Here is a 13,701-nt window from a genome sequence, read left to right on the forward strand (position 1 = left end):
TCAAATAACGAACAAAGGAGGCATCTCGCCTCCTTTGACTCTAACAATCTTTTAATAGCTTGATAGAGTTGTTCCCGGATAGTAAAAACTTAAAATCGTTGTATAAGATTGTCCGGCAGCTGCTCTGGCATTGGCTCCGTACTGACTCATGCCTATGCCGTGTCCGTATCCTTTACCGCTAATGAGAAAGGCGTTTGTATTGCTTGAGACAGAAGCATATGTACTCTTCATATTGGAAGCGCCAAGCATCGTTCTCAGCTCTGTTGCAGGTACAGTAATTGTTGCTGTTTTTTCACTGAGGCTTCCATTTGACAGGATATAGCCATTTGATTTTTCTTTCACGAAATATGAGAATGTGACGCTTGCTGTTTCCGGCCGCTGACCGGCAGTTTTCTCCGTGCTGAATTTCACACTGGATATTTTCGTGATTTTGATAGACTCAGCATTGCTGTATTTATTTTTAATAAACCAGCTTTTCAAACCGCTCAAATATGCTGAGTTTGTTTCATTTTTAGAGCTCCACCATGAACCCGGGCTTTTCAGATTCAGACTGCTCTTATCAAGCTGGGTTTTATTTAAAGACAGAGACCAGCTGATTTGCGGGTCGTACGTATCTTTTTTGGCGATTAAATAAGGAAGCTGGCTGCTCCACACCTCACCGCTCGCTTCTGTATAGCCGCCGTTGCTTGAGGAATACGTAGCTGAAATCAAATTTCCATTGTATTTCAAAACTTTTCCTTTTGTAGCTTCAACAACTTCTGAAGTTTTCGAATTCCAGTCATATCCGCCATATACCTGAAAAGCAGTGGTGTCTTTTACTTCTTTTCCGGCCGAATTGATGGAATAAGTTCTCGCTGCGACAGCTTGGGCTTTAAGCGCTTCTTTCTGCCAGCTGGCCGGCATTTCATGAGGCACAACACCCTTTAAATAATCTTCAAAGGGGATATTCACATTGATCGGACGAATATATTTGCCTGACTCTATTGTAAATTTCATGTTTCCGAGATATGGCGTTCCATTTAGACTGATAGAATTTGTAGTTGCATACTTTTTAGGCTGTGCTGTAAAAGATGTTCCAAGCGTCTTGATTGCAGTACTGTTTTTATAAAGCACCAGGTTTCCGCCGGTTAACTTGACTGTATATCCAGTTCCTGCAAAAGTATCTGCCAGTTTGTTCTTTAGCGTATCACTGATGGAGATGCTTCCTCCAAGCAGCGCAAATGACTGAGTCCCTTTTGACGCTACCACATCAGCGACTGGTGACGGCAGGCTTCCTGATTCAACCAGCAGTAAAGGGCTTCCCTGCTTTGCTGCAAGCACAGATCCCGTTAATGCATCCGCGAATGTTTGGCCGTTTGACATAAATACCTTTGTTGCTTTCATATTTAATTCTTTAACGATATTGGCAGATACCTCATATCGTGAAACGCCACCAATCCGTTTCACAGTTGCCTTCTTTTTTAATGCAGCTTCCACACCAGTGCTGACACTCAACGGACCGCCGACAATTGTAACCTTGCTTGGAATTTTGTAATCACTGCGGATGTTATTGTCTCCCGCAAGTAAAATCGGATAACCGTTCATTGCAGCATATGGCGCGATTGACAGTGCATCCGTAAAGACCATGCCTGTGGCCACTACTGCCTGGCTGTAATTCCCCATCCGATCGGCTATGTTTTTAGAAACCTCGTAACGGGTTGCTCCGCCAATCCGATCGATAGAACCATATTTTTTTAATGTATTTTCTACATTTTTAGAAACACTGATTGTACCGCCAATGATGAGAATATTGTCAGGATTTAATTTTGCAATTTCGCTTTCTGTTTTTGGTGTTAGCGAATCTGCGTCTGTTAATAAAATCGGTGCATCGTACTTTTTGGCAAGCGGGGTTGCTGAGAGCGCATCGGCAAAAGCGTCCCGATTTACAATGACCACAGTCGTTGGATTTGTCCATCCGGCAGAGGCGACATTATTGGCAACATCAAAACGAGTTGCTCCTCCATATCGCTCCGTATCCGCAATTCTTGAGCCGGAAATTTCATATCCGCCTGTGATATCGACATCCAAACTTGATTTGCTGCCTACATAATTACTCAGCTTAACCGAAATGGTTTTATCTGCGGCTTTCGCAGTCTGCATAAACGCCGGACATGCTACAGCCGCCGCAGTGACTGACGATAGAAGCAAGAGCTTCATTTTTTTCAAAACATGGAACCCCCTAAGAGTTTTTTATTACTTTGTCTCAAGATCCTTAAGCATTAAAGCGCCATTTGAATCTTTTATATATTTGACAACAACTTTTTGCCCTTCTGAAATGCTGTTCATTTTGTCCTGAAGGTCTGAACCAACCTGAATCGACGTCTCTTTATCATCAATAGTGACTGCAATTGTATGGCTGTCCGCCAAACCGGCAAAAGTGCCTTCCTTCGTTACTGTCTCTTCTGCAGCTGCATCCTGGCTGTCTGAATTTGTTTCTGCTCCTGATGTGTTCTGAGCTGTGCCGCACGCAGACAAAAGAAGCAGCATTGAGAACATTAAAATAGCAATTTTTTTCATTCCTATATCACCTCTCCACTTTTTATCGACAATTTTAAGCTTATTTTAAGATTTCTTTCAAAACAACGAAAAATTTTTGCGGATTTTCTTAAAATACCGAAACATTTGTTACAAGGAGCCGTCTATTGTAAAGAATCAGACAAATTTTAGTTGTTTTCAAATATTAAGAAACTTATAATCGTACTAGATTACAAAAAAGCGAGGACTTTATTATGAGAGCTGAAAAAAGAAAGAAAAAAAGAAAGGCGTTACTTGTCATTTTAGCCATTGTGGCCGTATTTGTACTCGGAACTGGAGGCTATGCATACTACTTATGGCATAAAGCAGCATCAACCGTGGCAAGTATTCATGAAAGCATTGATAAATCGAAAAAGAGGGATAAAGAGGTCAGTATCAATAAAAAAGATCCTTTTTCCGTCTTAATCATGGGTGTGGATGAACGCGACGGCGATAAGGGCCGTGCCGATACGCTCATTTATATGACTGTTAACCCAAAAACGAATACAACCGACATGGTCAGCATTCCGCGTGACACGTATACAAAAATTATCGGAAAAGGCACAATGGATAAAATCAACCATTCATACGCTTTCGGCGGCACGCAGATGACGGTTGACACGGTCGAGAACTTCCTCGATGTTCCGGTTGATTATTTTGTAAAAGTGAACATGGAAAGCTTTAGAGACGTTGTTGATACACTTGGCGGCATTACTGTTAACAGCACATTCGCCTTCAGCTATGACGGTTATTCGTTCGGCAAAGGAGAAATCACACTGAACGGAAAAGAAGCGCTCGCTTATACCCGGATGAGAAAAGAAGATCCGAGAGGCGACTTCGGACGCCAGGACCGCCAGCGCCAAGTCATCCAAGGTATTATTAATAAAGGCGCTAATATTTCTTCCATCACGAAATTCGGAGATATGTTTAAAGTTGTTGAAGATAATGTGAAAACGAACTTGACCTTCGATAACATGTGGGATATCCAGTCCGATTACAAAGGTGCGCGGAAACATATTAAACAGCACGAACTAAAAGGTACAGGCACGAAAATCAATGGAATTTACTACTACCAAGCTGATGAAAGCGCCCTTTCAGATATTACAAAAGAGCTGAAGGAAAGCCTCGAAAAGTAAAACAAAAAAGAAGCTTCGCACAATGTGCAAAGCTTCTTTTTTATTTGCCTGTAAATGAATCCGGTTGTTCTTTCCGATACCCATAATGAAACAGCAATTCTTCCACAATCCGGCGGGAAGCCTCTCCATCTCCATACGGATTAGAAGCCTGGGACATTTTCTTGTACTCATCATGATCAGTTAACAGCTGTTTTGCCAGCTGATAAATGTTTTCCTCATCCGTCCCTGCAAGTTTCAGCGTTCCCGCTTCCACTCCTTCAGGCCGTTCCGTCGTATCACGCAGAACAAGCACCGGTTTCCCGAGAGATGGGGCTTCCTCCTGCACGCCGCCCGAATCTGTCAATATAAAATGCGATTTCGCTGCAAAGTTATGGAAATCAATCACCTCTAAAGGTTCAATCAGATGCACTCTGTCAGAATCACCAAAATGCTTCTGAGCCGCTTCCCGGACAACAGGATTCAGGTGCACAGGGTAAACGACTTGTACATCTTCAAATTCCCCTACAATTCTGCGAATGGCCTTGAACATGTTTTCCATTGGCTCACCCAAATTTTCCCGGCGGTGAGCGGTCAAGAGAATCATTTTATCCTCACCCACCTGATCGAGAACAGGATGTGAGTAAGCATCCCTAACCGTTGTGTTGAGTGCGTCAATCGCTGTATTGCCCGTTACAAAAATAGAGTCGGCCTTTTTGTTTTCTTTTAATAAATTGTCTTTCGCCTGGCCTGTCGGAGCAAAATGCAAATCAGCAATCGCCCCTGTCATCTGTCGATTGAGCTCTTCCGGAAACGGGGAATACTTATTCCCTGTACGAAGCCCCGCCTCCACATGACCGACAGCAATTTGATGGTAAAAAGCGGCTAGGCTTCCGGCAAACGTCGTCGTTGTATCACCATGGACAAGCACAATATCGGGTTTAATATCTTTAAACAACTCATCCAATTTTACAAGTGCGTTAGACGTAATCTCTGCCAGTGTCTGCCGCTCCTTCATAATGTTCAAATCGAAGTCAGGCTTGATGTGAAACGCATCTAACACCTGATCGAGCATCTGTCTGTGCTGTGCAGTTACCGTTACATAGGAATCTATTTCAGGATATTTTTTCAATTCAAGCACAAGCGGTGCCATCTTGATCGCTTCAGGCCTGGTCCCGAAAACGGTCATAACTTTTAGTTTTTTCATATTTGTCACCTGGTTTCTTTGTTTAACGGGCTGTTAGATAGAATTTCGATTGGTCCGATTGTATAAATAGATCTACTTTCTTCTTTATTTTAAAGCACCATAGCTTTTTTTCAATATTTTTACTGCAAAAGTACACACTGACATCCTTTTTCGGAACCAATGTGGTTTTATAAGAATTAATGGATAAAACAATATTGGTGTTTTGTAAATAAGCCGGAGCAAACTTTTGCTGAACGAGATTCCGATCAACCTGTATCACTGTCCCATCAGCTGAACTGATTTGATTTTTTATTGGGATTAAAAACTCTTGGTTATTGCATTCGAGCAATAATAAAGATTGCTTCGGGAAAAACAATTGGCTTCCAGGAAATACGAACGTTAAATGCTGGTCCGAATCATTATCTCTGAATTCGACTTTCAGAACTTCCTGCTTTCTGATATCCACCGACAAATTATCATAGGTTTTAGTAAAGTACGGCCGTGCGCTGAAAGCATATTCCCCGTTATTCCCAATATATTTAGCATGTTTTGAATAAGGATACGGTTCTCTGCTGCTGCCAATTCGGACGCGTTTTTTATAGCCGTCTATCCCCGATTCAATAAAGAAATCCCAAACACCAATATCTTCTTCATGAATAGCCAAATCAGTAAACTTCGTGAGAAATTCAAATTCTCCGTCCTGGGAATACACTGGAGAAATGATTTTTTCAGTTTTTCTATCACGGTGCACCCAAATGCCGTATAAAGTTTGCATAGCTTGATGCTCTGGTTGTAAAGCCGTGTGGGTAACCGACCCTCTTAATGTGAAAGTGTTGTCCTTCATTTGAAATTCGCTCACGTAATGACTGATTTTGTTTCTGTCATCAACAATCCGTTCATTCTCTGCCAAATGATATGAGATAAGGCTGGGATAGTTTGCTATGATATGACCATTTTTAACTGACGTATATTGGGCCATATTTTCTTTATCAGCTTCAAACTGCTTCAAGCCCTTTAGGTCATTATGGCGTACAAAGTGTAATTTTAACCGCGTATGAGAATGAACAAGCTTATCAATTTCCCGTGGTATATTTTGTTCAACAAAATGATGCAGCTCTGTCATCCATGTTTGCTGCTCCCGTTCGTCCTCGATTGTTACGGTAAAGTCCGTTGTTCTGGAAAAATCAAAATGACGATTTAAAAACTTCGCCATAAACTTCATTTTGCGATTATGTGAAAGACGGCTATTACGAATCATATCTATGATTACCTTCATTGCGCCATAGTAGCTTTGAGGCGCAACGTATGCAAACGTCATATGCTCGCCGTCATGCTGTACAGCATAGTAATAATCATAATCGGCCAAGACAGAAATTTTGTCCGCTTCTAAATAAGCCTGCATGACAAATACCTGATCCTCTGTAGCCTGTATATTAGAGGGGAAATATATGTCATGCATTCTAAGCAGTGAAACTTTAAAAAGTTTTGTCGGTCCTATTGAGTAAACAAGCGGAGATTTTACAAGATCCGCCTCAGGTTTCGTTTCCTTAAAAATAGCTTGCGGGACCGATCTGCCGTTTACACCGACCATTTTCCCAAGCACAATATCTGAATCATGCTGTTTTGCAAATTGATACATTCTCTCAAACGCTTCGATTCCTACATAATCATCGGAATCAATAAAAAAAATGTATTCACCGTTCGCAGCACGTATCGCCTGGTTTCGCGGCTCTCCCGGCCCTCCCGAGTTTTTTTCTCGTTCTATAACCGTTATATTAGAATACTGTTCACTGTACTTTTTTAATATTGAAACCGTGCCATCCTGAGAACAATCATCTACACAAATAATTTCGTACTCATTATTCGGCATGGTTTGTTGAACCAGACTATCCAGGCAGCGGGAGATAAAATGTTCTGAGTTGTATGTGGGTACTGCTGCAGTAATTTTCACCATGACACCTCTATCCTTATCCGCTTCTATTTCATTCACAAAAGCTCATATAATGAACAAAAACAGTATAAAAAAGCACTATTTCGTCATTTCAAATACTTCTTCCCATCTTTCAAATAATCGGGCTTCACTATATTCAGTATCCATTAAGTTCTTTGCGTTTTTTCCGTATTGAATGGCTCTCTCAGGGTTGTCGTACAAATAAATGATACTTTCAGCAAGCATGTCAATATTATCAGGTTCTACAAGCATTCCCGTTTCGTGTTCTTTTATGAGCTCCCTCGGGCTGTATTTCACATCAAAACTGACAACAGGGGTTGCGCACGAAAACGATTCACAAATCGCGAGACTAAACCCCTCAAATTTTGATGTTAATAATGTGGCAAGTGCCTGCTGATAAAATGGAGCAGGATTTGCGACATACCCTTTTAAATGTACATTATCTAACTTAAGATCATCGATCAATTGCTGGTATTCCTTATGGCCAGGACCGCTGCCATATATATTCAGGACAATATCCGGCCGGGATTTTTTTACGATTCCCATTGCTTTTATGACCTTATCGATCCCTTTTTCCTCATGATATCTGGCCACCATGACAAACTCGTTTTTCTTTTTTTCATACGTTTCTAATTTTTCAAGCCTTCTTGGTGCATGAGGAATAACAAAAATATTATTGTTCGACTCAAAATCCTTCATGATATCTTCTTTTTGTTCATTCGTTAATACGATCAGCCCGTCATAATCCTTAATATGCTCCATCGCATATTGATGATTGTTTCGAACTTTGCTGCCTAACGTATAAGGATAATCTAAATGATTTGAGTGAACACAGTAAAATCTTTTTGCCAATCCTGCACGCATTTCATTTACTTTTGAAGCACTTCCGACTCCATCACAGATGATAATAGGGTCCTTTTCTTTCTCACATAACGTTTCAAGCCAATGTGTATGAAACTGGTGCTTGTTTTTGAAAAATACAGCTTCCTTTTCATCACGGCCAAACAGCATAACTCCTTGACTGGCTCCTGTTTTAAAATGGTACCATTCTGTTAAATAACAGAAACCGTCGGGTGCTGTGTAGTGAATTTGATTGATTTTTCCGCTTCTTGTATCGAATATCACAGTTTTATTTACATAACCGCCATGAAAGAATTCTCGCTTTGTCATTTGCATATTTTCATTGAAATGATCTACATATAAAAGATTATCCGACTCATCCCATTTTTTCTTTTTTATATATAAGCCATTCTTGAAGTATTCCGTTTCTAATTTTTCCTCATTATGATGCGCAGCATATGGTTCTTCAAAGCGATTACAATTTTGATCATAGTAACTTTGTTGCGCTTCCCCAATTTTTATATGCTTATGCTGATTTTTATAGTCATCATAAATATTGAGGATATTTACATCAGCATGCAGCCTTCCAGCGCTCTTCAGCACTTGCTCAATCTGATCATAATTGTCTTTATAATCAAGTGTAACCAAATCGATTTTATGGCCGCGCTCCGCAAATGTAAAAGATCTTGACATCATAGAGCTTGTAATGCCGCCTTTTTCAATGTCTATTTCATATATTAGTGAAAAGATCCTTCTCATCTTCAAGCTCCTTCTTCTGGTAAAACCTTGTCTGCTATTTTTTCACAAACAGCCGTTTCATTAATTTTCTCCGAAATCCCTCGGCAGTCTGAACACGCAAATAATTATTTTCTTTTTCTAAAGTAACTTGCCAGCCTGAAATACTTTGTTCTGATAATGGAATTTCCTTTGAACCGGTTATTCGCACACCTGATGCAAAGAAGCTATTATCCCACTCGGAACAGAGATGCAATTCAATGGTGGACAACTGATCTAATACAGAGTGAACACGAAGTGTACCGCTTACGGTAAATATTAGTTCTTCCTCGCTGTTTACTTTTGCGTTAAACGTGCTTTCAGTGCCGCTCTTTTTATTTTTTAACTTCCAATACATTTTATGGCGGCCCACAGAATGGGGAGGAATGCAGCCTTTAAATTCAACCTTGGCTGACAAATATAAATCGGATTTTGATTGCCATTCTGCCATTAACAGCTCAACATTCATATCCTTCAATTGATTATTAAATGGCACCTGATCTATTAGTTTGTCCACAAAACGCTTGCGGGTAAACGGCTCTTCAGAAACGTAATAAATATTTGTGCGAGGCCCCGTATTTTTAATTATGTCATGATATCTCTTCAAGGAAGGAACCACGAAAGCATCAAGGTGGCCTATTTCCTTTTCAGGGTTTTCCAACATCTCATTCGTCTCTATAAAACCTAGATACATGGAAGAATATTCAACTGAAAGAGATTTTAATGTAGTATATAACTCAACTTCAGAAGTCATAAATAAATAATCCGCTTCCTTTATCAAGCGGCTCAGAAAATAACGGGAAAGTTCATTTTCTGAATACAATACACTAACTATATTCTCTTTTTCGTCAAAAATGACAATTTTTTCAGTTGTTCCATCATTCTTATACCATTTTGTCATATAACAAGTGCCATCTGCCCTTAAATAAAGATGCTGCTTCGGTTTGTTAGTGTCCAGATCCATGTACATTAAGCTGTGTACATATCCAGACAAATCATATTCTTCCCTTTTAAATCTTTGCCTGCTTTCATTAAAGTAATCAATGACAGCAAGTTCTCCTGATGCTGTAAACCTTTGATATTTGATATAACGTCCATTATTGTAATAACGATAAATTGGCTTATTTGGTTCTTGAATATATGTTAAACCTTCTTGTTCAATCGGATGCTTGATTTTATCTTTCTGAGGTTCAGAACCTTTAAAGTAGCTGTACATATTAATAACAGCAGTATCTTTAAAAGAAGAAGGCCCATTGGGCTCATGATGTAAAGTGACAATTTCCATTGGATAATTCCAATCGATCGTATTGATACTAAACTTTTTTGCAGCATTCAGCTCTTGACAAACAAATGCTAATTTTGGAGTAGAAACCTTAATTGTCATCATCTATTTATTACCTTTCGAATAAATTCGTACAGTCACATTTTCAGAACTACATTATATCACTTTTGCTGAGCAGGCTCTAGAGATGAAGAAGCTGTTATATTTCTTGAAATACCGGATCAGGTGAAACTGTTATATCTATCAATTAATGATATTTTTTTGTATTTCCTCGACCCCAAAGTCACTGAATTGACTCTTGTTTAATATTGGTTTTTCTTATATGATTAAATGTGTTTAACAGAATGAAAATAGGGTATTGATGAGAAAAGAAACTCAAACATTTTAAATACTCAGCATTCAAAAGAGTGACCCTAAATCTGTTCTTAAGGAAGGTGCTTTGAAATTGAAAAAAGTACGTAAAGCCATAATCCCTGCCGCAGGTCTCGGAACGAGATTCTTGCCGGCTACGAAAGCAATGCCGAAAGAAATGCTTCCTATCGTTGATAAACCTACCATTCAATACATAATTGAAGAAGCTGTTGAAGCCGGTATTGAAGATATTATTATCGTAACAGGAAAAAGCAAGCGTGCGATTGAGGATCATTTTGATTACTCTCCTGAGCTTGAAAGAAACCTAGAAGAAAAAGGAAAAACTGAGCTGCTTGAAAAAGTGAAAAAGGCTTCTAATCTGGCTGACATTCACTATATCCGCCAAAAAGAACCTAAAGGTCTCGGACATGCTGTCTGGTGCGCGCGCAACTTTATCGGCGATGAGCCGTTTGCGGTACTGCTTGGAGACGATATTGTTCAGGCTGAAACACCAGGGTTGCGCCAATTAATGGATGAATATGAAAAAACACTTTCTTCTATTATCGGTGTTCAGCAGGTGCCTGAAGAAGAAACCCACCGCTACGGCATTATTGACCCGCTGACAAGTGAAGGCCGCCGTTATCAGGTGAAAAACTTCGTTGAAAAACCGCCTAAAGGCACAGCACCTTCTAATCTTGCCATCTTAGGCCGTTACGTATTCACGCCTGAGATCTTCATGTATTTAGAAGAGCAGCAGGTTGGCGCCGGCGGAGAAATTCAGCTCACAGACGCCATTCAAAAACTGAATGAAATTCAAAGAGTGTTTGCTTACGACTTTGAAGGCAAGCGTTATGATGTTGGTGAAAAGCTCGGCTTTATCACAACAACTCTAGAATTTGCGATGCAGGATAAAGAGCTTCGCGATCAGCTCGTTCCATTTATGGAAGGTTTACTAAACAAAGAAGAAATCTAAACAAAAAGGCTATTGGACATTCATCCAATAGCCTTTTTTTATTTCAACATCAAAGTCAGTGTATGCTCTTCATTATCAACTGCAAAAACCTGATCAGCTGTATTCACAAGAAAACGCTTCTTGCTGCTGTCATACAATACATCGCTATCACTTAAGGATAGTGACGCCGGGGTGATAGGAGAAATGTTATGAAAAATAAGCTCTGTTGCTTTATCATTCTCCAACACATAGCTGATTTTTTCATAATCAAAATCTAATGTTTTTCTGCCGTCAGCCGTATCCCCTTCAGTATATCCATTCAACTTGGATTGAATGCTGGTTCTGCTGTCTCCCAGGAATTTCAGAAAGTATTCATAGGAAGAAGCTGCGTTTTGCGAGACATAAGACGTAAATGCAGCGGCATGCAATTCAGCATGTTTCATGTTAGCTGCAACAGCGCTCTTTTTAACAAAATAAGACTGTCCGTTAAACTTTATTTTCGCTGCCTGTTTGCCTTTTGCAGCTACCGACACCTCTGTACCGAATGGCAGTGTAACGTCAGCCTTCTGTTTCAAACCCTGATCTTTATAAGCAGCCGCTTTTTCATTTGCTATAAACCCTTGCTTATTGACTGCGGTTAAGCGTTCCTCTGACTTGCCCTTTGCATTGCCATGATGATTCTTCACTTCATTTTGCGGGATAGCGCCAAACGAAGCAATTGTACGAAGCGGAGCATTAAAGAACATCGTTCCTGCCATGAATACAGTCAGGATAGACAAAATAGCAATTTGAACCGCATTAGCCAATGATTTCGGCTTTTTCTTCTTTTGGCGGAAACGGGCAAACGCTTCAGGATCTTCTTTCTTCCTCTCTTCCGTCTGCTCTTTTTTATATGTCTCTTTTTCTTTTTTAGACAGCTTATTAAACCAGTCAATAAACGCTTTATACTCTTTGACAACCGTTTTTGTTTCATCAAACATACGAAGCTCGCCATAGTGCATCCAAGCAACACGGTCACACATCTTTTCAATCTGACCGATTGAGTGGCTGACAAAGAAAATCGTTTTTCCTTGCTTTTTAAACTCATTTATTCTGTCTACACACTTCTGATAAAACGTTTGGTCCCCTACAGAAAGCGCTTCGTCAATTATTAAAATGTCAGGGTCAATATGCACGGAAATCGCAAAACCGAGACGAGATTTCATCCCGCTAGAATAGTTTTTAACCGGCTGATTAATAAAATCGCCAATCTCGGCAAATTCAACGATGCTGTCATACATATCATCAATTTCTTTATTGGTTAACCCCATCATCAAACACTTGAGCCGGACATTGTCCCGGCCCGTTAATTGGTTATTTAAACCGGCAGCAATCGCAATCAGCGACGGCTGGCCGTTCATTTCAATTTCACCGCTGGTCGGCGGAATAATTTTAGCCAGCAGGTTAGACATGGTTGATTTCCCTGATCCATTTATCCCTACAAAGCCGATTGTCTCTCCCTCATACACGTCAAAGGAGACATTCCGCACAGCAAAAAAACCATTATCCTTAGCCGGAAAAAACAATCCTTTTATCTTGTCCGATTGTTTTTTATACAAATGATATTGCTTTGAAACATTTCGAAACGAAACTTTTAGTTTCATCGTACAATCTCCTTACGTATTAAAGAAAGTCAACAAACTTGTCTCTGAATTTCATATGCAGAATAGAACCCACTAACAATAAAAGGAATGTGAACAGCCAGAAATACAGCGTGTACTTCATGTCTTGGAAAAACCATTTTCCGTCTAAGAAGCTGTTCCTAAATCCTTCTATCAGATAAAAAATCGGATTCAGCTTAAGCACAGGCAGAAGATTCGGGTGATTTTTCCCGAGCTGCTCTGAGATATTCCAAAAAATCGGAAGTAAAAAGAACAATAATCTGGTTACGGCCTGCAGCAGAAATTGATAATCTCTGACAAGCACACTGATTGTAGAGTTAAACAAGCTAAATGAAAACATAAACACAATCATGCAGATTAAATAGTAAATATATTGTATCCAATGCAAGCTAGGATAAATACCGCTTGCTAAAAGCACAATGACATAAACACCCATCATTACAAAATAACTAAATAAATTTGAAGCAATCACAACAGAAGGCAGTGAACTGATCGGAAAATTCATTTTCGCCACCATATTGATCCGTTTAAATACACTGTTTGATCCATCCAGAATCGTCGGGCTAATAAAAAACCACGGGATCAAACCAGCCAGCATCCAAACAATAAAAGGAACTTCTCCAATACCTGTTATGACTGGCTTGCTGTTACGAATCCCCATACCAAATACAAACCAATACGCCAGCATTTGAATGAGAGGATTGAGAAACTGCCATAATACGCCAAGATAATTCATCTGATACTGAGACTTTGTCTCATACGAAGCTAAGCGCAAAATTAAAGGAAACGATGTCACTTGCTCTTTTACGATTCTTACTAATGCATTCATTGTTTATCTTCCTTAGACTTAAATGATTTTTTGGATCTTTCGGTTAAAGAAATTTGAAAGCACCGGTGAATATTGTAACAGATAATAGAGTTTTTTTCACATCATAGCAGGTTTAAGGTCAGTGAAAAAACTTACATTTCATTTTTAACTAAAATATAGATATAGTAAACAAAAAAGTATTTCGAGATATTTGTCTCGAAATACTAATTA

Annotated in this window: 10 protein-coding genes; 2 read left to right on the forward strand and 8 right to left on the reverse strand. The window is 39.6% G+C overall.

Going from position 1 to position 13,701, the window contains the following annotated elements; all coding sequences use genetic code 11:
- Positions 1–51: 51 nt before the first annotated feature.
- Both FB592_RS02485 and FB592_RS02490 read right to left on the reverse strand, forming a co-directional pair.
- Positions 52–2,205, reverse strand: a complete 2,154-nt coding sequence (locus tag FB592_RS02485; RefSeq protein ID WP_103803399.1) for a SpoIID/LytB domain-containing protein — start codon at positions 2,203–2,205, stop codon at positions 52–54.
- A gap of 27 nt (positions 2,206–2,232) precedes the next feature.
- Positions 2,233–2,556: a hypothetical protein gene (locus tag FB592_RS02490; RefSeq protein ID WP_038829887.1), complete on the reverse strand. Its 324-nt coding sequence runs from the start codon at positions 2,554–2,556 to the stop codon at positions 2,233–2,235.
- Positions 2,557–2,768: 212 nt separating this feature from the next.
- On the opposite strand from FB592_RS02490, the gene tagU reads away from it, so the two are divergent.
- Positions 2,769–3,689: a polyisoprenyl-teichoic acid--peptidoglycan teichoic acid transferase TagU gene (gene tagU / locus FB592_RS02495; protein ID WP_015251104.1), complete on the forward strand. Its 921-nt coding sequence runs from the start codon at positions 2,769–2,771 to the stop codon at positions 3,687–3,689.
- A gap of 40 nt (positions 3,690–3,729) precedes the next feature.
- Here the strand turns inward: tagU and wecB are convergent, their stop codons facing one another.
- The 4 genes from wecB to FB592_RS02515 form a co-directional block, all read right to left on the reverse strand.
- On the reverse strand, positions 3,730–4,872 hold the full coding sequence (gene wecB, locus FB592_RS02500) for a non-hydrolyzing UDP-N-acetylglucosamine 2-epimerase (protein WP_015483775.1): 1,143 nt from the start codon (positions 4,870–4,872) through the stop codon (positions 3,730–3,732).
- Between the two features lie 22 nt (positions 4,873–4,894).
- Positions 4,895–6,805 carry a glycosyltransferase gene (locus FB592_RS02505; protein WP_141949240.1) on the reverse strand — a complete coding sequence of 637 codons (1,911 nt, stop codon included), beginning with the start codon at positions 6,803–6,805 and terminating at the stop codon, positions 4,895–4,897.
- 75 nt (positions 6,806–6,880) lie between these two features.
- The gene (locus FB592_RS02510; RefSeq protein WP_141949241.1) at positions 6,881–8,401 is read right to left on the reverse strand and encodes a glycosyltransferase; all 1,521 of its coding nucleotides are present in this window, start codon (positions 8,399–8,401) and stop codon (positions 6,881–6,883) included.
- Positions 8,402–8,435: 34 nt separating this feature from the next.
- A complete protein-coding gene (locus tag FB592_RS02515; protein WP_038829886.1) occupies positions 8,436–9,803 on the reverse strand; it encodes an alpha-glucosyltransferase N-terminal domain-containing protein in 1,368 nt (455 codons plus the stop codon).
- Between the two features lie 340 nt (positions 9,804–10,143).
- Between FB592_RS02515 and galU the strand changes: the two genes are divergently transcribed.
- The gene (galU, locus tag FB592_RS02520; RefSeq protein WP_003227944.1) at positions 10,144–11,022 is read left to right on the forward strand and encodes a UTP--glucose-1-phosphate uridylyltransferase GalU; all 879 of its coding nucleotides are present in this window, start codon (positions 10,144–10,146) and stop codon (positions 11,020–11,022) included.
- 38 nt (positions 11,023–11,060) lie between these two features.
- Here galU and tagH read toward each other — a convergent pair whose 3' ends face one another.
- Together tagH and tagG are read right to left on the reverse strand one after the other, a co-directional pair.
- Complete coding sequence (gene tagH, locus FB592_RS02525) at positions 11,061–12,644, reverse strand: teichoic acids export ABC transporter ATP-binding subunit TagH (RefSeq protein WP_122894798.1); 1,584 nt, start codon at positions 12,642–12,644, stop codon at positions 11,061–11,063.
- A gap of 19 nt (positions 12,645–12,663) precedes the next feature.
- Complete coding sequence (tagG, locus tag FB592_RS02530) at positions 12,664–13,491, reverse strand: teichoic acids export ABC transporter permease subunit TagG (protein WP_003235506.1); 828 nt, start codon at positions 13,489–13,491, stop codon at positions 12,664–12,666.
- Positions 13,492–13,701 lie beyond the last annotated feature (210 nt).

Origin of the sequence: Bacillus sp. SJZ110, from assembly GCF_006715455.1 — a bacterium.
Lineage (GTDB): Bacteria > Bacillota > Bacilli > Bacillales > Bacillaceae > Bacillus > Bacillus subtilis.

Excerpts from the sequence above, each read along its gene's own strand:
- tagU (WP_015251104.1), top strand. The coding sequence starts at position 2,769 with ATGAGAGCTGAAAAAAGAAAGAAAAAAAGAAAGGCGTTACTTGTCATT.
- wecB (WP_015483775.1), bottom strand. The coding sequence starts at position 4,872 with ATGAAAAAACTAAAAGTTATGACCGTTTTCGGGACCAGGCCTGAAGCG.
- FB592_RS02490 (WP_038829887.1), bottom strand. The coding sequence starts at position 2,556 with ATGAAAAAAATTGCTATTTTAATGTTCTCAATGCTGCTTCTTTTGTCT.
- FB592_RS02510 (WP_141949241.1), bottom strand. The coding sequence starts at position 8,401 with ATGAGAAGGATCTTTTCACTAATATATGAAATAGACATTGAAAAAGGC.
- FB592_RS02505 (WP_141949240.1), bottom strand. The coding sequence starts at position 6,805 with ATGGTGAAAATTACTGCAGCAGTACCCACATACAACTCAGAACATTTT.
- FB592_RS02515 (WP_038829886.1), bottom strand. The coding sequence starts at position 9,803 with ATGATGACAATTAAGGTTTCTACTCCAAAATTAGCATTTGTTTGTCAA.
- tagG (WP_003235506.1), bottom strand. The coding sequence starts at position 13,491 with ATGAATGCATTAGTAAGAATCGTAAAAGAGCAAGTGACATCGTTTCCT.
- tagH (WP_122894798.1), bottom strand. The coding sequence starts at position 12,644 with ATGAAACTAAAAGTTTCGTTTCGAAATGTTTCAAAGCAATATCATTTG.